The organism is Bordetella pertussis 18323 (assembly GCF_000306945.1).
Taxonomy (GTDB): domain Bacteria; phylum Pseudomonadota; class Gammaproteobacteria; order Burkholderiales; family Burkholderiaceae_B; genus Bordetella; species Bordetella pertussis.
The window spans coordinates 3,421,199-3,444,964 of record NC_018518.1 but is presented as its reverse complement, the minus strand read 5'-3'; the positions used below and the strand labels follow the sequence as shown (position 1 = coordinate 3,444,964).

Genomic DNA, 23,766 nt, shown 5'->3' with positions numbered 1-23,766 from the left:
CCTGTCCCCGCAGGGGGACAGGCACCTGCAGACATCCCCATCTTCTGACGAACCGCCTGCAGCGTGTGTCAGTCCCCCTGCGGGGACAGACACACGCTGTGGAATCCTGCCTCGGCATCACTCCCGCCAACCGTGACTCCACCGGATGCGAGACAGGCAAGGTATTCCGGATGCCTCAGGCGTGGCAACGCAAGGCCGAAGCGATGTCCGGACGAGGTCACGGCGATGCGGATGAGGTGTTGCTGGCCTGGCCGTGCCGTGCACTTTCAAGCGCCTTGCCCACGCACGGCGGCAATTCTTCCAAGGCTCGCGAGTCGTCGTCAATACGGAGTGAACCGCCGTCAACAGCGTTGAACAGGACGCCGTCTACAAATAACAACGCCGGCCGAGGCGGGTGTGCATCTTGCGGTAAGATTGCTGTGAACTTATTCGATGGAGCAGTAATCGTGAGTGACCCCCAGACCCTTCAGCCGGGCGGTGCCCCGGATCTGCGCACGCTTACCCATGTGGCTTACGGTCTGTACGCGCTGGGCTTTTTGACCGGCGGTTTTCTGGGTATAGCCACGCTGGCTGCCGTAGTGCTGATGTACGTCAAGCGCGGCGACACCGCGGGCACGATGTACGCGAGTCATTTCGACTGGCTGCTGCGCACCTTCTGGTGGGCCTTGCTGTGGCTGGCCATCAGCGCCATCGCCACGTTGATTTTCATCGGCTGGATCGGCGTGGTGGCAACGGTGGTATGGGTGCTGTATCGCCTGATCAAGGGCTGGCTGGCCTTGCTCGAAGGCAATGCGCCGTCGAGCTACACCTGAATCGGGTGCAGGCCGCGGTTCCGCTCGCAACGGCTGGCTTCGTGCCAGCCGTTTTCGTTTGCAGGCGGCTGGTGTGTACAGCTCGCAGCAGAAGCAGGATGCAGCAGGGTGCAGCGGGGTGCGGCAGGGGCCGTCTGGCGGTGCTGCGGATGTTCGCGTGGGGGGGGGGGAGGCAGGGGAACAGCTGCGAGGCAGTGCGGACCGGATGTGGGCCAGCGCGTGCGGAGATTGCTTGAAGCGGATTGTGCCAACCGAATGCCCGCTGTTGCGGCAGGCCCGGCACTGAGACGGGAAGGGACGTACGCCGTACGCCCTTTGGCCCGATCGATTACTTCAGGTGCGCGTTGACCAGCTTGGTCAGTTCGAACATCGTGACCTGGTCTTTGCCGAAGATGGGGCGCAGCTTGGCGTCGGCGTTGATGTTGCGCTTGTTGCTGGCATCCTGCAGGTTGTGCTTTTTGATGTAATCCCAGATCTTCTTGGTGACCTCGGTACGCGGCACGGCTTCCGAGCCGATGACAGCGGCCAGCTCGGCGCTGGGGGTCAGGGGCTTCATGAACGCGGCGTTCGGCTTGCGTGCGGTCGCGGTTTTGGAGGGTGTGGCCATAATGCGGCGCTCCTTCTCTGGCTTGTTGGAAAAATAGTCCTGCGGGCCGCAGCATAACGTGTCTCTCCCCTAAAGACAAAGCCATTTATCCTCTGTAGCAACTAAAATTACTGATCGGTCCCCCTCGGGACAGCAACCTGTAACTGCCCATGTACGCCCGTTCCCCGCTCGAATCCATCCGGCTGTTTCATGACGAATTGACGGCGTTGAGGCGCGATCTGCATGCCCACCCCGAGCTGGGGTTCGAGGAGGTCCGTACTTCGGGCATTGTCGCCGGCGCGCTGGAAGCGCTGGGCATCGAGGTGCATCGCGGGATAGGCAAGACGGGCGTGGTGGGGGTCATCCGTGGCCGTACATGTGACAGCGGCCGCATGATCGGCCTGCGTGCCGACATGGACGCGCTGCCGATGACCGAGGACAACGATTTCGGGCACAAATCGACGAAACCGGGCCTGATGCATGGTTGCGGCCATGACGGCCACACGGCGGTGCTGATCGGGGCGGCGAAGTATCTTGCGCAAACCCGCAATTTCGATGGCACGGCCGTACTGATCTTCCAGCCGGCGGAGGAAGGGCGCGGCGGCGCCAAGGCGATGATCGACGACGGGCTCTTCGATACGTTTCCCTGCGACGCGATCTACGCCTTGCACAACTGGCCGGGCCTCAAGCCGGGCACGGTGGGGATCAATCCGGGTCCGATGATGGCGGCGGCCGATCGTTTCGAGATCACGATCAACGGCCGCGGCGGCCATGGCGCGCATCCTTATCAGACGATCGATCCGGTCACGGTGGCGGGGCACCTGATTACCGCGCTGCAGACCATCGTGTCGCGCAACGTCAATCCGCTCGATTCGGCGGTGCTGTCGATCGGTTCGGTGCAGGCCGGCCACCCGGGCGCGATGAGCGTGATTCCGCGCGAGGCCCGGATGGTGGGCACGGTGCGCACGTTCCGCCGTTCCGTCCAGGAGATGGTGGAGTCCCGCATGCGTGAACTGGCCAGCGCCATCGCCAGCGCGTTCGGCGCCACGGCGGAAGTGCTCTACGAGCGCATTTACCCGGCCACGCTGAATACGCCGCAGCACGCCAACCTGGTCGCCGATATCGCCACCGAGATGATCGGCCGCGAGAACGTGGTGCGTGATCTGGTGCCCTCGATGGGCTCGGAGGATTTTTCGTTTATGCTGCAGATGCGGCCCGGCGCGTATTTCCGGCTCGGCCAGGGCGGCGCCGAGTCGGGCTGTGTGCTGCACAATAGCCATTTCGATTTCAACGATGCCGTGATTCCCCTGGGCAGCGCAATGTTCAGCGCGCTGGCCGAGCGCGGCATGCCTTTGGCCGATTGAGGCCCGCTTCCATGTCCAACCAACACGCTACAGAACTTACCATCACCCGCCCGGACGATTGGCACCTGCACCTGCGCGATGGCAGCGCCCTCGAGGCGGTGGTGCTGGATACGGCGCGGCAGTTCGCGCGCGCCATCGTGATGCCCAACCTCCGCCCGCCGGTGACCACCACCGAGCAGGCGCTGGTCTATCGCGCGCGGATCGAAGCGGCGCTGCGCAAGGCGGGTGGCGATACGGCTGCCTTCACGCCCTTGATGACGCTGTACCTGACCGACAACACGCCGGCCGAGGAAATCGTGCGCGCGCATGAGTCCGGGCAGGTCGCCGCGGTCAAGCTGTATCCGGCCGGGGCCACCACAAACTCCGATGCCGGCGTGACCGACCTGCTGGGCAAGTGCGGCGCCGCGCTGGCTGCGCTGGAGCGCTGCGGCATGCCGCTGCTGGTGCACGGCGAGGTGACCGATCCGGCGATCGACGTGTTCGACCGCGAAGCGGTGTTCATCGAACGTGTCATGCAGCCGCTGCGGCGCGCGTATCCCGGCCTGAAGGTGGTGTTCGAGCACATCACGACCCGGGAAGGCGCCCACTACGTGCGCGACGCGGAAGGACCCACCGCCGCGACCATCACGCCGCAGCACATGCTCTACAACCGCAATGCGATTTTCACGGGCGGCGTGCGGCCGCATTGGTATTGCCTGCCGATCCTCAAGCGCGAGGTGCATCGCCAGGCCCTGGTCGAGGCGGCCACCAGCGGCAGTCCGCGTTTCTTCCTGGGTACCGACAGCGCGCCCCATGCGCGCGGCCTGAAGGAACATGCCTGTGGTTGCGCGGGCTGCTATACGGCCCTGCATGCAATGGAGCTTTACGCCACCGCGTTCGACGCGGTCGGCCGCCTGGATCGGCTGGAAGGCTTTGCCAGCTTCCACGGCCCGGATTTTTACGGCCTGCCGCGCAATACGGGTACGCTCACGCTGCGGCGCGAAGCCTACGAAATTCCGGCGGAGGTCGCGTTCGGCGATACGACCCTGGTGCCGCTGTCCGGCGGCGAGTCGCTCGGCTGGCGGGCCCTGGCCTGAGCCAGGGCAGGCCGGACCTTGCGAGGCCCGGCCTGCGTGTCAGGCGGAGTCGCCCCGACGCGCTTCCAGGAGTTCCCAGCGCGCGAATTTTTCTTCCAGTTCGCTTTCCAGGGTGGCCAGTTCCGCGTTGATGCGTTCGACTTCGTCCGGCGCGTCGCGGTACAGGCTGCCGTCGGCCAGCTTGCCGCTCAATTCGGCCTGACGGGCCTCGATGGTGGCGATGGCATCGGGCAGGGCTTCCAGTTCGCGCAGATCCCAGGCGCTCAGCCGTGCCGCGCGCACCGGCTTGGGGCGCGCCGCGGCGGGCTTGGCGGTTTCGGCGGGTTTCTCGGCCTTGGGCGCGGCGGCCTGGGCGGGCCGTTGCGCCTGCCATTCGTCGTAGCCGCCGACGTAGTCGCGCCAGCGGCCGTCGCCTTCGGCGGCGATGGTCTGGGTGACGACGTTGTTCAGGAAGGCCCGGTCGTGGCTGACCAGCAGCACCGTGCCGGCGTATTCCTGCAGCAGTTCTTCCAGCAGTTCCAGCGTTTCGATGTCCAGGTCGTTGGTGGGTTCGTCGAGCACCAGCACGTTGGCCGGGCGCGCGAACAGGCGCGCCAGCAGCAGGCGGGCCCGCTCGCCGCCGGACAGGCTGCTGACGGGCGAGCCGGCGCGGGCCGGCGAGAACAGGAAGTCGCCGAGATAGCTCATCACGTGCTTGCGCGCGCCGCCGATCTCCACCCACTCGCTGCCTGGGCTGATGATGTCCACCAGCGTCGCGTTCTCGTCGAGCTGGGCGCGCATCTGGTCGAAATAGGCCACCGAGACGTTGCTGCCCTGGCGCACCGTGCCGCTGTCGGGCGGCAGTTCGCCGAGCAGCAGCTTGAGCAGGGTAGTCTTGCCCGCGCCGTTGGGGCCGACGATGCCGATGCGGTCGCCGCGCAGGATGGTGGTCGAGTAGTCGTGCACCACGACCTTGTCGCCGAACGCCTTGCCGACGTCCTGGAGTTCGGCGACCAGCTTGCCCGAACGCTGGCCTTGGGCCAGCGCCAGACTGACGTTGCCGACGCGTTCGCGGCGCTCGGCGCGTTCGACGCGCAGCTGTTCGAGCCGGCGCACGCGGCCTTCGTTGCGGGTGCGGCGCGCCTCGATGCCCTTGCGGATCCAGACTTCTTCCTGGGCCAGCAGCTTGTCGAAGCGGGCCTGCTCCAGGCGCTCGGCTTCGAGCCACTGCGCCTTGCGCTCCTGCCACTGCGAAAAATTGCCGGGAAAGCTGAGCAGGCGGCCGCGGTCGAGCTCGACGATGCGGGTCGCCACCGCGTCGAGGAAGCGCCGGTCGTGGGTGATGATGACGGCCGCGCCCTTCCAGTTGCGCAGCATGGCTTCCAGCCATGCGATGCCGTCGAAGTCCAGGTGGTTGGTCGGTTCGTCCAGCAGCAACAGGTCGGGTTCGTCGACCAGGGCGCGCGCCAGCGCGACGCGCTTGCGCATGCCGCCGGACAGGCTGGCGATCGCCGCTTCGGCCGGCAGTCCCAGGCGTTCGAGCGCGGCCCGTACGCGCGCCGGCCGCTGCCAGTCTTCGGGATGGGCATGGGCGTCGCACACGACGTCGAACACCGTGCCGGTTTCATCCAGTGCGGGTTCCTGCTCGACCGTGGCCACGCGCAGGCCCGAACTGCGGGCGATGTCGCCGTCGTCGGGCTGCGTGCGGCCATCGAGCAGGCGCAGCAGCGAAGATTTGCCCGCGCCGTTGCGCCCGATCAGGCCGATGCGCTCGCCTTCCTGGATGGCGAAATCGGCGTGGTCCAGCAAGGGGTGGTGGCCGTAGGCCAGTTGAACGTCGGTAAGCGTAATAAGGGAAGCGAGGGCCATGGACAGACAGAGTGATGCGTATTGGCCTGTATTGTCGCAGGAACGCGCGGGGCGGGCAGCGCGCGGCCGGGAGCCGGGGCGCCGACTGTACTAAAATGCCGCTCGCAGGGCAGATCGGGCAATCGCGGGGGATGCAAATCCTTCGAGGAAGGTCCGGACTCCACAGGGCGGGATAGCGGCTAACGGCCGTCCGGCGACGCTGGCGGGCTTGCCCGCCGGAAAAGCCGAGGAACAGGGCCACAGAGACGAGTCTGTCATGAGGGCGCGCCTGGCGCGCACCGGCACGGCCATCTCCGTGCCGCGCCGTCCGGAAACGGGCGGCGGCATGACAGGGTGAAACGCGGCAACCTCTATCCGGAGCAACATCAAATAGGCATGCGTACGGCCGTAAGGCCGGGAAGGGCGGCTCCGTCCAAGCATGCGGGTAGGTGGCTGGAGCGGTCCAGCAATGGTTCGCCAAGAGGAATGATTGCCCGCCGGGGAAACCCGGCGTACAGAATCCGGCCTATAGATCTGCTCTGCACTGCATTTTCATGACAGCCGGCCGGAATCCGGCCGGCTGGCTTACGGCGCCCTACGTAAAACAATGAAAGCACGCGCCCAGGCCCTACTTCTGATGAATGACATTTAATAGTCGGCGCAAGCTGCTGATTTATCAGCAAGTTTTCCGCGCGCCGTTTTTACAATTGGCTCTAAGTCCTTGTTGTGATTGAAAAAATTGCAACCACGGCCTTGACCCATGAAGTTGCTTCCCGTAGAGTGGGAAAAAGTAGGAATTTGTGCAACTAAGTGGGGCAAACGGGTGTTCCAGGGAAGCAGCGCACTCACGTTGGATGCTAAGGGGCGGATCTCGATTCCGACCCGGCATCGTGACGCGCTCATGGACCGTGCCGAAGGCCGGTTGACCCTGACCCGTCATCCCGATGGCTGCCTGTTGGTGTATCCGCGTCCCGAGTGGGAAGAGAAGCGCGCGCAGATCGCGGCGTTTCCCATGTCGGCGCGTGCGCTGCAGCGTCTGCTGTTGGGCAACGCGCAGGACGTGGACATCGACGGGTCGGGTCGGGTTCTGATCGCTCCTGAGCTGCGCAACGCTTCCGGTATGACGCGCGATGTGATGCTGCTCGGTATGGGCGCGCACTTCGAGCTCTGGGATGCCGCTTCCCTGGCCCGCCGAGAGGCAGAGGACCTGGCTCAGGGAATGCCGGATGTGTTGAATCAGTTTTCGTTCTGAAGCCGGATATGGAATTCGAACATCGGCCCGTGCTGCTGGAGCCGACGGTTGACGCGTTGGTGCTGCCGGATTTCGGCGGCAAGGGCGCCCACCGTCAGGCCGGCGAGCCGGGGCCGGATGCGGCCACGCGCCTGCAGCACGGCGTCTTCGTCGACGGCACGTTCGGCCGCGGCGGACACAGCCGCGCGCTGCTGGCCCGGCTGGGCGCGCAGGCGCGCCTGGTGGTGTTCGACAAGGATCCGCAGGCGATCGCGGTGGCCCGGGAACTGGCCGCCGGCGATGGGCGGGTGGAAGTGGTGCATGGCGGCTTTGCCACCATGGCCGAGGAATTGACGGCGCGCGGCATCGAGCAGGTCGATGGCGTGATGCTGGATCTGGGCGTGTCATCGCCCCAGATTGACGATGCCGAACGGGGGTTTTCGTTCATGCGGGACGGTCCCCTCGACATGAGGATGGATACGACCCGCGGCCCCACGGTGGCGGATTGGCTGGCGCAAGCCAGCGTGGATGAGATGCGGGAGGTCATAGCAGATTATGGCGAAGAACGGTTTGCTTTTCAGGTTGCAAAAGCGATTGCTGCTTGCCGCGCAACACGGCCGCTGCACACCACGCTCCAGCTTGCCGAGTGCGTCGCCGGCGCCGTCCGCACGCGCGAAAAGGGGCAGCATCCGGCCACACGCACCTTTCAGGCTCTACGGATTTACATCAATCGGGAGCTCGAAGAGCTCGCTCGCGCCCTCGCGTCAGCTCTAGACCTGCTTGGCCCGGGGGGGAGGTTGGCGGTGATCAGTTTTCATTCGCTGGAAGATCGCATGGTCAAGCAATGCATCGCGGCGGCGGCTCGTCCGGCCGCCGCGCACGCGCGCCTGCCCTTGCGTGAAAGCGAATTGCCGCAACCGCTGGTGCGCTCGCTGGGCAAGGTTGTCGCCGACGACGTCGAAGTGGCCGGCAATGCGCGCGCCCGTTCGGCCATCCTGCGGGTGGCCGAACGCACGGGCGAGCCGCTGCCGCCTGGCGGCGGGGCTGGTTTCGTCAAGGCCGGCCGGGTGCCCGGCGAGCCGGTGCGCGGCACGCGCGCCGGTTCCAAGGGGAGGCGTCGCTAATGGGGCGCATCAGTCTCATCGTTGCCGCGTTGCTGATGCTGTCGGCCATTTCCCTGGTCACCAGCCGCTACCAGTCGCGCCAGCTCTTCATCGAACTGGGGCGTAGCCAGGCCGAGGCGCGCGATCTCGATACGAACTGGCGCCGCCTGCAGCTGGAGCGGGCCGAGCTGGCGCGCAACGCCCGCATCGACCGTGCCGCGCGTGACGACCTGCAGATGATTCCGATCGTGCCCGACCGCACGCTCTATATGAACCAGCCCGCCGGAGGCGCCCAGTGAGGCGGGTGCCTTTCTTCGACAATCCCGTGCTGCGCGGGCAGCTGCCCATGTGGCGCGCCCGTCTGGTGCTGATACTGTTGTTCGGCGGCTTTGTCGTGCTGGCCGGGCGCGCCCTGTTCCTGCAGGGCCTGTCGACCGAGTTCCTGCAGCAGCAGGGCGAGCGCCGCTACGAGCGCACGCTGACCCTGGCCGCCACGCGCGGCAAGATCCTGGATCGCAACGGCGTGGTGCTGGCATCCAGCGTGCCGGCGCGCGCCATATGGGCGATTCCCGAGGACGCCAAGCCGATCCCGCCCGAGCAGGTGGCCGCGCTGGCGCAACTGCTTCAGACGCCGGTGGCCGAGCTGCGTCGCCGGCTGGCCGACGAAGACCGCAATTTCGTGTACCTGAAGCGTCAGGTGCCGATGGACGTTGCCGACAAGATCAAGCAAATGGCCCTGCCCGGAATCCACCAGCAGCCGGAGTCGCGCCGCTACTACCCGGAAGGCGAGGTCACGGCCCACATCGTGGGCTTCAATAATGTCGAGGACCAGGGGCAGGAGGGCGTCGAGCTGACGTTCAACCAGCAATTGTCGGGCCAGCCGGGCTCGCGCCGCGTCATCAAGGATCGCCTGGGCCGCGTCATCGAGGACGTGCAGGCGGTGGCCTTGCCGGTCGACGGCCGCGACCTGCGCCTGTCCATCGACACGCGCCTGCAGTACCTGGTGTACAAGGAACTGCAGGACGCGCGCGTCGCGCACCAGGCCAAGAGCGCGACGGCCGTGGTGATCGACGTGCATACCGGCGAGGTCCTGGCGCTGGTCAACCTGCCCTCGTTCGATCCGAACCATCGCGAGACGTTCCAGGTCTCGACGCTGCGCAACCAGGCGATCACCGATACATTCGAGCCGGGTTCGATCATGAAGCCGTTCACCGCCGCGCTGGCGCTGGATCTGGGCCGCATCTCGACCGCGACCATGTTCGAGACCGGTAACGGCCGCTTTCAATACCAGGGCAGCACGATCAGCGATGTCAGCCGCAACGGCACGCTGGATCTGGCCGGAGTGCTGCTGAAGTCCAGCAATATCGGCATGACCATGATCTCCGAGAAGCTGCAGTCGCGCGAGATGTGGGATCTGTTCACAGGGCTGGGGCTCGGGCAGGCGCCCCAGCTGGGCTTTCCCGGTGCTGCGCCCGGCCGCCTGCGTCCGTGGGACCGCTGGCGCCTGATCGAGAAGGCCACCATGGCCTACGGCTACGGGCTGTCCGTGTCGCTGCTGCAGGTGGCTCGTGCCTATACCGTTTTCGCGCGCGATGGCGACATGGTGTCGCTGACGCTGGTCAAGCGCGAAAGCGCGCCCACCAGCGTACGGGTCTACAACCCCAAGACCGCCGCCACCGTGCGCGCCATGCTGGAGGCCGCAGCCGGGCCCGACGGGGCCAAGCGCGCCCAGGTTCAGGGCTACCGGGTGGCCGGCAAGAGCGGCACCGCGCGCAAGATTGTCGACGGAAAGTACAGCGCTCAGCGCCACCGCAGCTCGTTCGTGGGTTTTGCGCCTGTCTCCAATCCCAAGATCGTGGTGGCGGTCTCGATCGACGAGCCGCAGGTGGGCGGTTATTACGGTGGCGCCATCGCCGCGCCGGTGTTCTCGCGCATCGTGGGCGGCAGCCTGCGGCTGATGGGCGTGCAGCCCGACGCGCCGTTCGAGTCGACCATCGTGGCCGGCAATCCGGAGGGCGCGCGATGAGCCCGACGAATCGCCTGAACGCCGTGCAACGGCAGCACCTGGACCAGGCGCTGGCGTGGCTGCGCGGATGCGTCGCCCCGACGGCCGATCTGCGCCTGGATTCGCGCGAGATCGAGCCGGGCGATGTGTTCGTCGCCTGCCCCGGCCTGGCCAGCGACGGTCGCCAATTCATGGATCAGGCGCTGGCGCGTGGCGCCAGCGCCATCCTGTACGAAACCGAAGGCGCGTCGGTCGCGCCCGTGGGCGCGCAGGCCTTGCCGGTCGCGCAGCTGCGCACCTTGCTTGGCGCGCTGGCCGATGAATGGTATGGCCGTCCGTCGCAGGACCTGAGCGTGGTGGCGATAACCGGCACCAACGGCAAGACCTCGTGCACCCAATGGCTGGCGCAGGTGCTCACGCGCATGGGCAAGCCGTGCGGCAGCATCGGCACCCTGGGCGCGCTGCTGCCCGACGGCCAGTCGCTGGGCGGCAGCCTGACCACGCCGGATGTGCTGACCATGCACCGCACGCTGGCCCGGATGCGTGCCGCGGGCGCGCGCGCGGTGGCCCTGGAGGCCTCGTCCATCGGCATCGAGCAGGGCCGGCTGGACCATATCCGCATCGCGGTGGCGGGTTTTACCAACCTGACGCGCGATCATCTCGATTACCACGGCACCATGCAGCGCTACGAGCAGGCCAAGGCGGCGCTGTTCCAATGGCCGGACCTGCAGGCCGCCGTCGTCAATGCGGACGATCCCGCCGGCGAACGGTTGCTGGCGTCCCTGCCGGCCGCGCTGAAGACCGGCTACTCGCTGCAAGGGGCTCCCGCCGACGTCCACGCGCGCGACCTGCAGGCCACCGCGCATGGCCAGGTGTTCACGCTGGCGCTGCCCGATGGCGAAGCGCAGATCGTCACGCGCCTGCTCGGCCAGCACAATATCTCCAATCTGCTGTTGGTGGCCGGCGCGCTGAGCAAGCTGGGCTGGCCGCTGCCGCAGATCGCGCGCGAACTGGCGGCGATTTCGCCGGTCGACGGCCGCCTGCAGGCCGTGACGCCGGTGCCGTTGCAGCACCTGACCGCGGGCGCCCAAGGGGCGCTGGTGGTGGTCGATTACGCCCATACGCCCGACGCCCTGGCGCGCGCGCTGACCGCCTTGCGCCCGGTGGCGCAGGCGCGCGGCGGGCGCCTGGTGTGCGTGTTCGGCTGCGGCGGCGAGCGCGACCCCGGCAAGCGACCCGAAATGGGCCGTATCGCCGTCGAGCGGGCCGACCGGGTGGTGGTCACCAGCGACAATCCGCGCAGCGAATCGCCGCAGGACATCATCGACCAGATTCTGGCCGGCATCCCCGCCGGCATGCGCGCGGCGGTGCAGCCTGACCGCGCGCTGGCCATCATGCAGACGCTGTGGAGCGCGGCTCCCGACGACGTGATACTGCTGGCCGGCAAGGGACATGAAACCTACCAGGACATCGGCGGCCGCAAATTGCCGTTCGACGATCGCCAGTGGGCCCGGCTGGCGCTGTTGCTGCCGCATGCGGGCGCGGTGTCGACCGATACGCGCCGCATCGGCCGCGGCGAGCTGTTCGTGGCCCTGTCGGGCGAAAATTTCGACGGCCACGACTATCTGCCGCAGGCGCAGTCGGCCGGCGCCTGCGCCGCCGTGGTGGCGCATCCCGTGGCGGATGTGGCGCTGCCCCAGCTGGTGCTGGGCGATACGCTGGCCGCGCTGGGCCGCATGGGCACGGCCTGGCGTTCCAGTTTCACGCTGCCGGTCGTCGCCGTGACGGGCAGCAATGGCAAGACCACCACCAAGGAAATGATTTCCGCCATCCTGGCGCAGTGGCAGGGCGACGACGGCCGCCTGGCGACGGCTGGCAATTTCAACAACGAGATCGGCGTGCCGCTGACCCTGCTGCGCCTGCGCGCGCGGCATCGCGCCGCCGTTTTCGAGCTGGGCATGAACCATCCCGGCGAGATCGAACGCCTGGCCGCGATGGCGGCGCCGACGGTTGCGCTGGTGACCAATGCCCAGCGCGAACACCAGGAATTCATGCATACCGTCGAGGCGGTGGCGCACGAGAACGGCGCGGTCATCGGCGCCTTGCCGGAGGACGGCGTGGCCGTCTATCCGGGCGACGAACCCTACGCCGCCATCTGGGACAAGCTGGCGGGCGCGCGCCGGGTGCTGCGCTTCGGCCTGCAACCGGGCCTGGATGTCTACGCCGAGCGTGTCGTGACGCAGGCGCATGGCACGCAATGCGGCGTGGTGACCCCGGCCGGCAGCGCCGGGCTGGACCTGCCCGTGCCGGGCCTGCACAACCTGCGCAATGCGCTGGCGGCGATTGCTTGCGGCCTGGCGGCCGGCGCGCCCCTGCATACCTGCATCGCGGCGCTGGCCGGTTTCCAGGCCGTCGCCGGGCGCATGCAGCATCGGCAAATGAGTGACGGAACCGTGCTCATCGATGACACCTACAATGCCAATCCTGACTCGGCTCGCGCCGCCATCGACGTGCTGGCGCGGCTGCCCGCGCCGCGCGCATTGGTGCTCGGCGACATGGGCGAAGTCGGGGACAACGGGCCCGCCATGCATCGCGAGGTGGGCGATTACGCGCGCGAGCATGGCATCGACGCGCTTATCACGCTAGGCGAGGCCAGCCGGGATGCCGCACACGCATTCGGTCCGGCGGCGCGCGCCTGCGCATCGGTTGACGAAGTCGTGGCCGCGTTGCGCGGCCTGCGCCCGTCCAGCATTTTGATCAAGGGTTCGCGCTTTATGCGCATGGAGCGGGTAGTGACGGCTTTCAGCGGCAACAATCAGGCGCCTTCGGGGCAGGGGGACAAGCATGCTGCTTGAGATCGCCCGGTGGCTGTCCGACGACGTGCGCGCCATTGGCGTATTCGAGTACATCACGCTGCGCGCCGTGCTGGCGTGCGCGACGGCGCTGCTGATCGGCCTGGTGGCGGGGCCGCGCGTGATCCGCCGCCTGACCGAAATGAAGATCGGCCAGGCCGTGCGCGCCTACGGCCCGGAGTCGCACCTGGTCAAGACGGGCACGCCGACCATGGGCGGCGCGCTCATCCTGATCGCGATCGCCATCAGCACGCTGCTGTGGGCGGACTGGACCAATCGCTTCGTCTGGGTGGTGTTGCTGGTGACGTTCGGCTTTGGCTGGATCGGGTGGATGGACGACTATCGCAAGGTCGTCTACCGCGATCCCGAAGGCATGCCGGCCCGGCAGAAGTTCTTCTGGCAGGCGACCATCGGGCTGGTCGCCGCCGTGTATCTGGCCTTCGCCGTCTCGGCACCCGCCAATACCGAACTGTGGCCGCTCTTCAAGGCATGGGTGGGTAGCGGGTTCACGATGCCGCTGCCGACGCGGGCCGACCTGATCGTGCCGTTCTTCAAGTCGGTCAGCTATCCGCTGGGCGTGCTGGGCTTCGTGGCCCTGACCTGGGCCGTCATCGTTGGCACCAGCAACGCCGTCAACCTGACCGATGGCCTGGACGGCCTGGCCATCATGCCTACGGTCATGGTCGGCAGCGCCCTGGGCATCTTCGCCTACGTGGTTGGCCGCGTCGATTATTCCAAGTACCTGCTGTTCCCGTACATTCCCGGCGCGGCCGAGCTGATGGTGCTGTGCGCCGCCATCGGGGGCGCGGGCCTGGCCTTCCTGTGGTTCAACGCCTATCCGGCGCAAGTGTTCATGGGCGATGTCGGCGCGCTGGCGCTGGGCGGCGCGCTGGGCACCATCGCGGTGATCGTGCGCCAGGAAATCGTGCTCTTCATCATGGGTGGCGTGTTCGTGGTCGAAACCCTTTCGGTCATGGTGCAAGTCACCTGGTTCAAATACACCAAGCGCAAGTACGGCCAGGGCCGGCGGATATTCCGCATGGCGCCGCTGCATCACCATTTCGAGGTGGGCGGCTGGAAGGAAACCCAGGTTGTCGTGCGGTTCTGGATCATCACCATGATGCTGGTGCTGGTCGGCCTTTCCACACTGAAGTTGCGATGAATACGACTGAAACCTCCCGTGCCGCCGCACCGCTTGTCCTGATCCTCGGATTGGGCGAGACGGGCGTGGCCGCCGCGCGCTGGTACGCCCGCCAGGGTTCGCCCCTGCGCGTGACGGACTCGCGCGCGCAACCGGGAGGGCTGGCCGCGCTGCAAGCGGCGCTGGCCGATGCCACGGTCGAATACCGGCTGGGCTGCGGCGAGCAGTTCCCCCCGGACCTGCTCGACGGTGTGGCGCAGATCGTGCTGAGCCCGGGATTGGTGCCGCACGAGTCGCCTACCCGCGAACTGCTGGAGCAGGCCCGTGAGCGCAACGTGGAAGTGGTGGGCGAGATCGAGCTGTTCGCCCGCGCGCTGGCCGGCCTGGCCGAATCCCGAGAGTATCGTCCGCGCGTGCTGGCGATCACTGGCACCAATGGCAAGACCACCGTCACCGCGCTGACCCGGCAGCTGATCGAGGCAGGCGGGATGAGCGCGCGCGCGGCCGGCAATATCAGCCCCGCCGCGCTGGCCGCGCTGATGGATGCGCTGGACCAGGATGATCTGCCTCAGGTGTGGGTGCTGGAACTCTCCAGCTTCCAGCTGGAAACCACGCGGACGCTGGCGCCCGACGCCGCGGTCGTGCTGAACGTGACCCAGGACCACCTCGACTGGCATGGCGACATGCAGGCCTATGCGCAAGCCAAGGCCCGCATCCTCAAGCCGGCGCGCCTGGCCATCGTCAACCGCGACGATCCGTTGACGGTCGCCATGGTCGAGAGCCTGCAAGCCTTGAATGTACGCAGCTTCGGCCGCGACGTGCCCGCCCTGGTCGGTGACATGGGCCTGGAGCTGGGTCAGGGCGTTGCGTGGCTGACCGCCTGCGAATCCAACGATTTCGACGAGCCGGCGCCGGCGCCGCGACGCAAGAAGGACGCGCCGCCGCCCACCCGCGCCGGTGGCCGCATGAGCCGCCTGATGCCGGTGGATGTCCTGCGCATCCGTGGCGTGCACAATGCCCTCAATGCCCTGGCCGCGATGCAGCTGGCCCGCTCGCTCGACCTGGGCTGGGGCCCGATGCTGCGCACCCTGCGCGACTATGCCGGCGAGCCGCATCGCGCCGAACTGGTGCGCTCGATCGGCGATGTCGACTACATCAATGACAGCAAGGGCACCAACGTGGGCGCCACCGTGGCCGCCCTGGAAGGCCTGGGCCAGCAGGTCGTGCTGATCGCTGGCGGACAGGGCAAGGGCCAGGATTTCTCGCCGCTGGTGCCGGTGGTGCGCCGCCACGCGCGCGCCGTGGTGCTGATCGGCGTCGACGGGGCGGCTATCGGCAAGGTGCTCGAGCCCACCGGCGTTCCCTGCGTGGCCGCTGCCGACATGCGCGAGGCCGTGCGCCGCGCCGCCGAGCTGGCGCAGCCCGGCGATGCCGTGCTGTTGTCGCCGGCCTGCGCCAGCTTCGACATGTTCCGCAATTACCCGCACCGTGGCGAAGTATTCGCCGCGGAGGTGCGGGAACTCGCGCTCGACCGGGGAGAGGTGGCATGAGCCTGTTCGCCGAACTCACCGCCAGTGTGAACGCCGTACGGCCCGGCCGCACGCGCATGCGCAATTACGACATGCCGCTGATCGTCGCCGCGTCGACCCTGCTGCTGCTGGGCTTGTTGATGGTGTATTCGGCTTCCATCGCGTTGGCCGACGGGCCGCGCTACGCCTCCTACGGCCGCTATTACTTCGTGATCCGCCACGGGCTGTTCCTGACGGCCGGCCTGCTGGCCGCCGCCGTCGTGCTGAGCGTGCCGATCCGGGTATGGCAGCGCCTGGCCGTGCCGCTGTTCATGTTCGCGCTGATCCTGCTGGTGGCGGTGCTGATTCCCGGCATCGGCCGCGAGGTCAACGGCGCGCATCGCTGGATCCCGCTGGGACCGCTGAATTTCCAGCCCTCCGAATTGATGAAGCTGGCCGCTCTCCTGTATGCCGCGGACTACACCGTGCGCAAGCAGGAGCACATGCAGGCGTTCTCGCGCGGCTTCCTGCCGATGGCCTGCGCGCTGGGCGGCGTGGGCATGCTGCTGCTGCTGGAGCCGGACCTGGGCGCGTTCATGGTGATCGTGGCGATCGCCATCGGCATCCTGTTCCTGGGCGGCATCAACGGCAAGTATTTCAGCAGCCTGCTGGCCGTGCTGGTGGGCACCTTCCTGATGCTGATCTGGGTGTCGCCCTGGCGGCGCGCGCGCCTGTTCGCCTACCTGGACCCCTGGAACAAGGCCAATGCCTACGGCAGCGCCTACCAGTTGTCGCATTCGCTGATCGCCCTGGGGCGCGGCGAGTGGTTCGGCGTGGGCCTGGGCGCCAGCGTCGAGAAACTGCACTACCTGCCGGAGGCCCATACCGACTTCCTGATGGCCGTGGTGGGCGAGGAGCTGGGGTTCGCCGGCGTCATGCTGGTGATCACGCTGTTCGCGATCATCGTCTACCGCGGTTTCGACATCGGCCGGCAGGCCATCGCGATGGAGCGCACGTTCGCCGGGCTGGTGGCGCACGGCGTGGCCATGTGGGTGGGCGTGCAGGCCTTCATCAACATGGGCGTGTGCCTGGGCCTGCTGCCCACCAAGGGCCTGACCCTGCCGCTGATGAGCTACGGCGGCTCGGGCATCGTCATGAACCTGTGCGCGCTGGCGATGCTGATCCGCGTGGACGTCGAGAATCGCGTCATGATGCGGGGAGGCCGGGTATGAGCGCACCGACCATCCTCATCATGGCGGGCGGCACGGGCGGCCACATCATGCCGGGCCTGGCGGTGGCCGAAGTGCTGCGCGAGCGCGGCTGGCGCGTGCTGTGGCTGGGCAATCCCGACAAGATGGAAGGCCGGCTGGTGCCGCCGCGCGGCATCGAACTGGTTCCCCTGCGCTTCCAGGGCGTGCGCGGGCGCGGCGCCGCCGCGCTGCTGAAACTGCCGTTCCTGTTGGCGTGCGCTTGCGCGCAGGCCTGGCGCAGGCTGGCCGATATCCGGCCGGACGTGGTGCTGGGCATGGGCGGCTATGTGGCTTTCCCGGGCGGCGTCATGGCAGCGCTGCGCCGCACGCCGCTGGTCGTGCACGAACAGAATGCGGTGGCCGGCACGGCCAACCGCTGGCTGGCCAGGCTGGCGCGCCGCGTGCTCAGCGGTTTTCCCGGCGTGTTGCCGCGCGGCGAGGCGCTGGGCAACCCGGTGCGCGCCGATCTGTGCGCGCTGCCCGAGCCCGCCGAACGCTATGCCGGCCGCAGCGGCGCGTTGCGCGTGCTGGTGGTTGGCGGCAGTCTCGGCGCCCATGCGCTGAACACCACCGTGCCGCAGGCGCTGGCGCTGTTGCCGGAGCAGGCGCGGCCCCAGGTGGTGCACCAGGCGGGCGAGCAGCATCTGCCCGCCTTGCAGCAGGCCTATGCGCAAGCGGGCGTGCAGGCCGATTGCCGCGCCTTCATCGACGACATGGCCGACGCCATGGCCCAGGCCGACCTGCTGATCTGTCGCGCCGGCGCCATGACGGTGTCGGAAGTGGCGGCGGCCGGCGTCGCGGCCCTGTTCGTGCCGTTCCCGCACGCCATCGACGACCACCAGACCGCCAACGCGCGCTTCCTGAGCGACGCGCAGGCGGCCTGGCTGCAGCCGCAAGCCAGCCTGACGCCGCAGTGGCTGGCGCAGTGGCTGGGCCAGCGTACCCGACAAGAACTCCAGGCCGTGGCCGGCCGGGCGCGCACGCATGCGCTGCCGCGCGCCGCGGCCCATATCGCCGACGTTTGCGAGCAGGCAGCGAGGCGGGCATCATGAAACATCGCATCCAACACATACACTTTGTCGGCGTCGGCGGCTCGGGCATGAGCGGCATCGCCGAGGTATTGCTCAACCTGGGCTATACCATCAGCGGTTCCGACCTGAACGAATCCGCCGTGACGCGCCGCCTGGCCGAGCTGGGCATGCGCATCGCCATCGGGCACGACCGCGCCAACGTGGCCGGCGCCGGCGCCATCGTCACCTCCACCGCCGTGGCCGGCGACAACCCGGAAGTCCTGGCCGCGCGCGCCGCGCGCATCCCGGTCGTGCCGCGCGCCGTGATGCTGGCCGAACTGATGCGCCTGAAGCGCGGCATCGCGGTCGCGGGCACGCATGGCAAGACCACCACGACCAGTCTGGTGGCCAGCGTGCTGGCGGCCGGCGGCCTCGATCCGACCTTCGTGATCGGCGGGCGGCTGACCTCGGCCGGCGCCAACGCGCGCCTGGGCCAGGGCGAGTACATCGTCGTCGAGGCCGACGAGTCGGACGCCTCGTTCCTGAATCTGCTGCCGGTGATGGCCATCGTGACCAACATCGACGCCGATCACATGGATACGTACGGCCACGACGTGGCGCGCCTGAAGAGCGCCTTCATCGAATTCACCCAGCGCCTGCCGTTCTATGGCAGCGCCATTCTTTGCGCCGACGACGCCAACGTGCGCGAGATCATGCCGTTCGTGTCGCGGCCGATCACCACCTACGGACTCAGCCCCGACGCGCAGGTGTGCGCCCAGGACGTGCAGGCCGACGGCACCCGCATGCGCTTCACGGTGCAGCGGCGCGACCGCGACGTGGTACTGCCCGCGCTGCAGGTCGAGCTGAACCTGCCCGGCCTGCACAACGTGCGCAATGCGCTGGCGGCCATTGCCGTGGCCACCGAGCTGGGCGTGGACGACGCCGCGATCCGCGAGGCGCTGGCCGCCTTCAAGGGCGTCGGGCGGCGCTTTACCCAATGGGGCGACCTGCCGGTGCCGGCCGCGCATGGCGGCGGCATCTTCACACTGGTCGACGACTACGGCCATCACCCGGTGGAAATGGCGGCCACGCTGGCCGCGGCGCGCGGCGCCTGGCCGCAGCGGCGCATCGTGCTGGCTTTCCAGCCGCACCGCTATACCCGCACGCGCGACTGCTTCGAGGATTTCGTGCGTGTGCTGGGCTCGGCCGACGGCGTGCTGCTGACCGAGGTCTACGCGGCGGGCGAGGCGCCGCTGGTGGCGGCCGACGGCCGCGCCCTGTCGCGCGCGCTGCGCGTGGCCGGCAAGGTCGAGCCGGTCTTCGTCGAGGACGTGGGCGAATTGCCGCAGGCCATCCTCGATTTCGTGCGCGACGGCGACGTCGTGGTGGTGATGGGAGCAGGCTCGATCAGCAAGACGCCGGCCCTCGTGGGAGAACTGGCATGAGCAAGCAATTCGGCAAAGTCGGCGTGTTGTACGGCGGCCGTTCGGCCGAGCGGGAAGTGTCGCTGATGTCCGGCAAGGGCGTGCACGAAGCCCTGCTGAGCGCCGGCGTGGACGCGCACCTGTTCGACACCGGCGAGCGCAGCCTGGCGGACCTCGCCGCGGCGGGTTTCGAGCGCGTGTTCATCGCCCTGCATGGCCGCTATGGCGAGGACGGCACGCTGCAGGGAGCGCTGGAGCTGCTGGGCATTCCTTACACCGGCAGCGGGCCGCTGGCCTCCAGCCTGTCGATGGACAAGATCATGACCAAGCGGGTGTGGCTGCAGCACGGCTTGCCCACGCCGGCCTTCGAGGTGCTGGGCGGCAGCACCGAACTGCGCCTGGTGCCCGACCGCCTGGGCCTGCCGCTGATACTCAAGCCGCCGCACGAGGGCTCGACCGTCGGCATCACCAAGGTGGCGGGCTATTCGGACATGAAGGCGGCGTACGAGCTGGCCGCGCGTTTCGACGCCGAGGTGCTGGCCGAACAGTTCATCACGGGCCGCGAACTGACCGTCGCCGTGCTGGGCTCGGGCGCCGCGGCGCGCGCCTTGCCGGTGATCGAGATCGTCGCGCCCGGCGGCAATTATGACTACGAACACAAGTACTTCTCGGACGACACGCAGTACTTCTGCCCGGCCGACCTGCCCGCGGACGTGGCCGCGGACGTGGCCGCCGTCGCCGAGCGCGCCTACGCCGCGCTGGGTTGCGAGGGTTGGGGCCGGGTCGACTTCATCCTGGACCGGGAGAACCGGCCCTGGCTGCTGGAAATGAATACTTCGCCCGGCATGACCGGCCATTCACTGGTGCCGATGGCGGCGCGCGCGGTGGGCATGAGCTATGCCGACCTGTGCGTGGCCATCCTGGCCGAGGCCGCGTGCAAAGTGCGCAGCCCGGCGCGACAAGATTGAACGGGACGCTCTGTGTGGAACGACGCTCGCACCATCAACCTGATCGCCAACACGCTGGCCGTGCTGGCGGTAGCCGCCATGCTGTTGGCCGGCGTGGCGTGGGTGGCGCAGCGTCCCTATTTCACGTTGGCGGCCATCGAGATCGAGTCCATGCCCGAGACCGAGATGCACTATGTCTCGACCGGCGCCGTGCGCGCGGCGATCGCGGGGCGCTTCGGGGGCAATTTCTTTACCGTCGACCTGGACGAAGCCCGCGAGGCGTTCGAGTCGGTGCCCTGGGTGCGCCATGCCACGGTGCGGCGCATCTGGCCCAATACCTTGCGCGTGCGCGTCGAGGAGCAGCAGCCGCTGGCGCTGTGGAACGAGAACCAGATGATCAACACCTGGGGCGAAGCGTTCACCGCCAACACGGGCGAGCTGGCCGACGACATGGTGCTGCCGCACTTCACCGGGCCGGAAGGCACGGAGAGCCTGGTGGTGCAGCGCTACGCCGAGCTGGCGCGCTGGTTCGCGCCGCTGGACATGCATGTGCGCGAGCTGGTGCTCAACCCGCGCTATGCGTGGGCCGTGACGCTGTCCAACGGCATGAAGCTGGACCTGGGCCGCGATCCGGGTGCCGATGCGCCCGATCCGCACGGCCTGCCCGGCGCCTTGCCGTTCGCCGCGCGCATTCAGCGCTTCGTGCAGGCCTGGCCGGTGGTCAGCAGCCGGCTCGAAGGACGCACGGTGACGCAGGCCGACCTGCGCTACCCAACCGGATTTGCCCTGGCGCTGGCGCCGCTGCCGCCCGAGCATGCATCACATTCCAAATCGAAACCTGCCAAGAAACGCTAACGCCATGACCCGTGACATCAAGGACCTTATCGTCGCCCTCGATATCGGCACCAGCAAGGTGGTGGCTGTCGTGGCCGAGATCTTGCCCGAAGGGCGCTTCGAAGTGCTGGGCCTGGGCCAGCATGAATCGCGCGGCATGCGCAAGGGCGTGGTCGTCAATATCGAAACCACGGTCAACTCCATCCAGCGCGCCCTCGAAGAGGCCGAGCTGATGGCCGACTGCAAGATCCGCGACGTGTACGCCGGCATCGCCGGCAGCCATATCCGCAGCTTCAATTCCAGCGGCATGGTGGCCGTCAAGGACAAGGAAGTCACAGCCACCGACGTCGCCCGCGTGATCGAAACCGCCAAGGCGGTGAACATTCCCACCGACCAGCAGGTGCTGCACGTGCTGACGCAGGAGTTCATCGTCGACGGCCAGGAAGACATCCGCGAGCCCATCGGCATGAGCGGCCTGCGCCTGGAAGTGCGCGTGCACATCGTCACGGGCGCGGTCAGCGCCGCGCAGAACATCGTCAAGTGCGTGCGCCGCTGCGGCCTGGAAGTGCAGGATCTGATCCTGCAGCCCCTGGCCTCCAGCCTGGCGTGCCTGACCGCCGACGAGAAGGAGCTGGGCGTGGTGCTGGTCGATATCGGCGGCGGCACCACCGACGTCGCCATCTTCACCGGCGGCGCGATCCGCCACACGGCCGTGATCCCGATCGCGGGCGACCAGATCACCAACGACATCGCGGCGATGCTGCGCACGCCCACGCCCGATGCCGAGGAAATCAAGCTGCGCTACGGCGTGGCCAAGCAAGTGCTGGCGCGTCCCGACGAGGCGGTCGAAGTGCCGGGCCTGGGCGATCGCGGCCCGCGCCAGGTCAAGCGCCAGGCCCTGGGGGCGGTGATCGAGCCGCGCGTCGAGGAATTGTTCACGCTGATCCAGCAGGTGGTGCGCGACTCCGGCTACGAGGATCTGCTGGCCTCGGGCGTGGTGCTCACCGGCGGTTCGGCGCAGATGCCCGGCATGATCGAACTGGCCGAGGACGTGTTCCTCAAGCCGGTGCGCGTGGCGGTACCCGAATATGAAGGCAGCCTGGCCGACGTGATGCGCAACCCGCGCTTCTCGACGGTGATGGGCTTGCTGCAGGAAGCGCGCATGCAGCGTCTGCGCGGCCGCAAGGTGGCGGCGCAGACCGGCAACTTCAAGACCCTGCTGGCGCGCATGAAGGAATGGTTCATGAACTGATCAGGAAGGGACAGGTCGGGGCCTGTTCCTCGGTGCGCGCGGCGGCGGTATTGCCGGGCGGACCGGAAAGGGGAGGCGTCTCAAACCCGTTGCGGACCACGGTCGGCTTCGGCTTTGAGGCGATTCACAAAAGATAGGTTGTTGGGGAATTTTTGTGATTTGCAATTCGGACTTGTGAGGGAGTCATCATGATGAACTTTGAGATGCTTGAGAACAACGCCAAGGGGACCGTAATCAAGGTCGTTGGTGTTGGGGGCGCGGGCGGCAACGCCGTCGCGCATATGATTCGCAGCGGTGTCAGCGGCGTGGACTTCATTTGCGCCAATACCGACGCGCAGGCGCTGGCGGCTACCAATGCGCCGGTGCAGATCCGCCTGGGCCGCACCGGCCTGGGCGCGGGCGCCAAGCCCGAGCAGGGCCGTGCTTCGGCCGAGACGGCGCGCGAGGAGATTCGCGCGGCGCTCAACGGCGCGCACATGGTGTTCATCACCGCGGGCATGGGTGGCGGCACCGGCACGGGCGCCGGCCCCGTGGTCGCGGAAGTGGCCAAGGAGCTGGGCATCCTGACCGTCGGCGTGGTCACCAAGCCGTTCACCTTCGAAGGCAACAAACGCCTGCGCATGGCCGAAGACGGTATCGGCGAGCTGGGCAAGCACGTGCATTCGCTCATCGTGGTCCTCAACGAGAACCTCTACGAGCTGATGGACGACGACGCCACGCAGGAAGACTGCTTCAAGGCGGCCGACGACATCCTGCACAACGCTTGCGCGGGCATTGCCGAGATCATCAATGTCGAGGGCAACGTCAACGTCGACTTCGAAGACGTCAAGACGATCATGGGCGAGCAGGGCCAGGCCATGATGGGCACGGCCGCGGCCAGCGGTGCGGACCGCGCGCGCGTGGCGGCGGAAAAGGCGATCGCCTGCCCGCTGCTCGAAGGCGTGGACCTGAACGGCGCGCGCGGCGTGCTGGTCAACATCACCGCCAGCCGCACGCTGAAGATGCGCGAAACGCGCGAAATCATGGAAACGATCCGCAGCTACGCTTCGGACGACGCCACCGTGATCTTCGGCACCGCCTACGACGAGCAGATGGGCGAAGAGCTGCGCGTGACCGTGGTGGCCACCGGCCTGGGCCGCGAGGCCGTCCGTCCGCAACTGGTGCAGCACACCAGCGAGGCGTTGCGTACCGGCACCGACAACATGCCGGTGGGCAACATGCTGGCTGGCCAGCAGGGCGATTACCGCGGGCTGGACATGCCGTCGGTGATGCGCAACCCGCGCAGCCAGGCTTCGGCCCAGGTGCGCGCGTTGGAAAGCTCCGGGATGGACCACTTCGACATTCCGGCCTTCCTGCGCAAGCAAGCCGATTGACGTAGTGAACCAAAGAGCCGTCCTACGGCTCTAACTCCCTCAACTCCGGCCCGCCCTTTCCCCGGCGGGCCGGAGTCGGAGCGGTCCGCCTGTCCGCCAATAAAAGGGACGCATTATTTATTGGCAATGGACTTGGCTGGCAGCATTGTTCCCTGGAGGTTACAATAGCCC

Annotated in this window: 19 protein-coding genes and 1 other RNA gene; 18 read left to right on the top strand and 2 right to left on the bottom strand. The window is 67.7% G+C overall.

Features of this window, described 5'->3' with window-relative positions; genetic code table 11:
* Window positions 1–419 precede the first annotated feature (419 nt).
* Entirely contained in the window at window positions 420–812 is a 393-nt protein-coding gene (locus tag BN118_RS16245; RefSeq protein ID WP_003814593.1) for a DUF4870 family protein, read from the top strand.
* Between the two features lie 328 nt (window positions 813–1,140).
* On the opposite strand, the gene BN118_RS16240 is transcribed toward BN118_RS16245, so the two are convergent.
* Window positions 1,141–1,419 carry an SWIB/MDM2 domain-containing protein gene (locus tag BN118_RS16240; protein WP_003814592.1) on the bottom strand — a complete coding sequence of 93 codons (279 nt, stop codon included), beginning with the start codon at window positions 1,417–1,419 and terminating at the stop codon, window positions 1,141–1,143.
* A 149-nt stretch (window positions 1,420–1,568) separates the two neighbouring features.
* Here BN118_RS16240 and BN118_RS16235 point away from each other — a divergent pair, with 149 nt between their 5' ends.
* Complete coding sequence (locus BN118_RS16235; protein ID WP_003820761.1) at window positions 1,569–2,762, top strand: M20 aminoacylase family protein; 1,194 nt, start codon at window positions 1,569–1,571, stop codon at window positions 2,760–2,762.
* Window positions 2,759–3,838 (top strand): dihydroorotase, encoded by a 1,080-nt coding sequence (gene pyrC, locus BN118_RS16230; RefSeq protein ID WP_010931265.1) that lies wholly within the window; start codon window positions 2,759–2,761, stop codon window positions 3,836–3,838. The genes BN118_RS16235 and pyrC overlap by 4 nt, the downstream gene beginning before the upstream one ends.
* Window positions 3,839–3,877: 39 nt before the next feature.
* Here pyrC and BN118_RS16225 read toward each other — a convergent pair whose 3' ends face one another.
* Window positions 3,878–5,686 (bottom strand): ATP-binding cassette domain-containing protein, encoded by a 1,809-nt coding sequence (locus tag BN118_RS16225; RefSeq protein ID WP_014906027.1) that lies wholly within the window; start codon window positions 5,684–5,686, stop codon window positions 3,878–3,880.
* Between the two features lie 106 nt (window positions 5,687–5,792).
* Between BN118_RS16225 and rnpB the strand changes: the two genes are divergently transcribed.
* The 15 genes from rnpB (at window position 5,793) to ftsZ (ending at window position 23,595) form a co-directional block, all read left to right on the top strand.
* Window positions 5,793–6,210: RNase P RNA component class A (gene rnpB, locus BN118_RS19305), an RNA gene on the top strand.
* A gap of 278 nt (window positions 6,211–6,488) precedes the next feature.
* Window positions 6,489–6,917, top strand: coding sequence for a division/cell wall cluster transcriptional repressor MraZ (gene mraZ / locus BN118_RS16220; RefSeq protein ID WP_010931263.1), 429 nt, complete (start codon window positions 6,489–6,491; stop codon window positions 6,915–6,917).
* Window positions 6,918–6,925: 8 nt separating this feature from the next.
* Entirely contained in the window at window positions 6,926–8,020 is a 1,095-nt protein-coding gene (rsmH, locus tag BN118_RS16215) for a 16S rRNA (cytosine(1402)-N(4))-methyltransferase RsmH (protein WP_003814582.1), read from the top strand.
* Complete coding sequence (ftsL, locus tag BN118_RS16210) at window positions 8,020–8,298, top strand: cell division protein FtsL (protein WP_014906026.1); 279 nt, start codon at window positions 8,020–8,022, stop codon at window positions 8,296–8,298. Before rsmH ends, ftsL begins: the two co-directional genes overlap by 1 nt.
* Entirely contained in the window at window positions 8,295–10,025 is a 1,731-nt protein-coding gene (locus BN118_RS16205) for a peptidoglycan D,D-transpeptidase FtsI family protein (protein WP_014906025.1), read from the top strand. The genes ftsL and BN118_RS16205 overlap by 4 nt, the downstream gene beginning before the upstream one ends.
* Complete coding sequence (gene murF, locus BN118_RS16200) at window positions 10,022–12,859, top strand: bifunctional UDP-N-acetylmuramoyl-L-alanyl-D-glutamate--2,6-diaminopimelate ligase MurE/UDP-N-acetylmuramoyl-tripeptide--D-alanyl-D-alanine ligase MurF (RefSeq protein WP_014906024.1); 2,838 nt, start codon at window positions 10,022–10,024, stop codon at window positions 12,857–12,859. The genes BN118_RS16205 and murF overlap by 4 nt, the downstream gene beginning before the upstream one ends.
* Window positions 12,849–14,018 carry a phospho-N-acetylmuramoyl-pentapeptide-transferase gene (gene mraY, locus BN118_RS16195; protein ID WP_019247664.1) on the top strand — a complete coding sequence of 390 codons (1,170 nt, stop codon included), beginning with the start codon at window positions 12,849–12,851 and terminating at the stop codon, window positions 14,016–14,018. Before murF ends, mraY begins: the two co-directional genes overlap by 11 nt.
* On the top strand, window positions 14,015–15,547 hold the full coding sequence (murD, locus tag BN118_RS16190; protein WP_014906023.1) for a UDP-N-acetylmuramoyl-L-alanine--D-glutamate ligase: 1,533 nt from the start codon (window positions 14,015–14,017) through the stop codon (window positions 15,545–15,547). Before mraY ends, murD begins: the two co-directional genes overlap by 4 nt.
* Entirely contained in the window at window positions 15,544–16,737 is a 1,194-nt protein-coding gene (gene ftsW, locus BN118_RS16185) for a putative lipid II flippase FtsW (protein WP_010931258.1), read from the top strand. The genes murD and ftsW overlap by 4 nt, the downstream gene beginning before the upstream one ends.
* Window positions 16,734–17,807, top strand: coding sequence for an undecaprenyldiphospho-muramoylpentapeptide beta-N-acetylglucosaminyltransferase (gene murG / locus BN118_RS16180; RefSeq protein WP_014906022.1), 1,074 nt, complete (start codon window positions 16,734–16,736; stop codon window positions 17,805–17,807). The genes ftsW and murG overlap by 4 nt, the downstream gene beginning before the upstream one ends.
* Window positions 17,804–19,210: a UDP-N-acetylmuramate--L-alanine ligase gene (gene murC, locus BN118_RS16175; RefSeq protein WP_010931256.1), complete on the top strand. Its 1,407-nt coding sequence runs from the start codon at window positions 17,804–17,806 to the stop codon at window positions 19,208–19,210. Before murG ends, murC begins: the two co-directional genes overlap by 4 nt.
* Window positions 19,207–20,157 (top strand): D-alanine--D-alanine ligase, encoded by a 951-nt coding sequence (locus BN118_RS16170; RefSeq protein ID WP_003814571.1) that lies wholly within the window; start codon window positions 19,207–19,209, stop codon window positions 20,155–20,157. The genes murC and BN118_RS16170 overlap by 4 nt, the downstream gene beginning before the upstream one ends.
* Before the next feature lie 12 nt (window positions 20,158–20,169).
* A complete protein-coding gene (locus BN118_RS16165; protein ID WP_003814570.1) occupies window positions 20,170–20,991 on the top strand; it encodes a cell division protein FtsQ/DivIB in 822 nt (273 codons plus the stop codon).
* Between the two features lie 4 nt (window positions 20,992–20,995).
* Window positions 20,996–22,222: a cell division protein FtsA gene (gene ftsA / locus BN118_RS16160; protein WP_003814569.1), complete on the top strand. Its 1,227-nt coding sequence runs from the start codon at window positions 20,996–20,998 to the stop codon at window positions 22,220–22,222.
* 188 nt (window positions 22,223–22,410) lie between these two features.
* A complete protein-coding gene (gene ftsZ / locus BN118_RS16155) occupies window positions 22,411–23,595 on the top strand; it encodes a cell division protein FtsZ (protein ID WP_003814568.1) in 1,185 nt (394 codons plus the stop codon).
* Window positions 23,596–23,766 lie beyond the last annotated feature (171 nt).

Bases quoted from the DNA above. Each gene is read 5' to 3' on its own strand.
- BN118_RS16240 (WP_003814592.1), bottom strand. From the start codon at position 1,419: ATGGCCACACCCTCCAAAACCGCGACCGCACGCAAGCCGAACGCCGCG.
- BN118_RS16235 (WP_003820761.1), top strand. From the start codon at position 1,569: ATGTACGCCCGTTCCCCGCTCGAATCCATCCGGCTGTTTCATGACGAA.
- BN118_RS16225 (WP_014906027.1), bottom strand. From the start codon at position 5,686: ATGGCCCTCGCTTCCCTTATTACGCTTACCGACGTTCAACTGGCCTAC.
- rsmH (WP_003814582.1), top strand. From the start codon at position 6,926: ATGGAATTCGAACATCGGCCCGTGCTGCTGGAGCCGACGGTTGACGCG.
- ftsL (WP_014906026.1), top strand. From the start codon at position 8,020: ATGGGGCGCATCAGTCTCATCGTTGCCGCGTTGCTGATGCTGTCGGCC.
- murF (WP_014906024.1), top strand. From the start codon at position 10,022: ATGAGCCCGACGAATCGCCTGAACGCCGTGCAACGGCAGCACCTGGAC.
- mraY (WP_019247664.1), top strand. From the start codon at position 12,849: ATGCTGCTTGAGATCGCCCGGTGGCTGTCCGACGACGTGCGCGCCATT.
- murD (WP_014906023.1), top strand. From the start codon at position 14,015: ATGAATACGACTGAAACCTCCCGTGCCGCCGCACCGCTTGTCCTGATC.
- ftsW (WP_010931258.1), top strand. From the start codon at position 15,544: ATGAGCCTGTTCGCCGAACTCACCGCCAGTGTGAACGCCGTACGGCCC.
- murG (WP_014906022.1), top strand. From the start codon at position 16,734: ATGAGCGCACCGACCATCCTCATCATGGCGGGCGGCACGGGCGGCCAC.
- murC (WP_010931256.1), top strand. From the start codon at position 17,804: ATGAAACATCGCATCCAACACATACACTTTGTCGGCGTCGGCGGCTCG.
- BN118_RS16170 (WP_003814571.1), top strand. From the start codon at position 19,207: ATGAGCAAGCAATTCGGCAAAGTCGGCGTGTTGTACGGCGGCCGTTCG.
- ftsA (WP_003814569.1), top strand. From the start codon at position 20,996: ATGACCCGTGACATCAAGGACCTTATCGTCGCCCTCGATATCGGCACC.
- ftsZ (WP_003814568.1), top strand. From the start codon at position 22,411: ATGATGAACTTTGAGATGCTTGAGAACAACGCCAAGGGGACCGTAATC.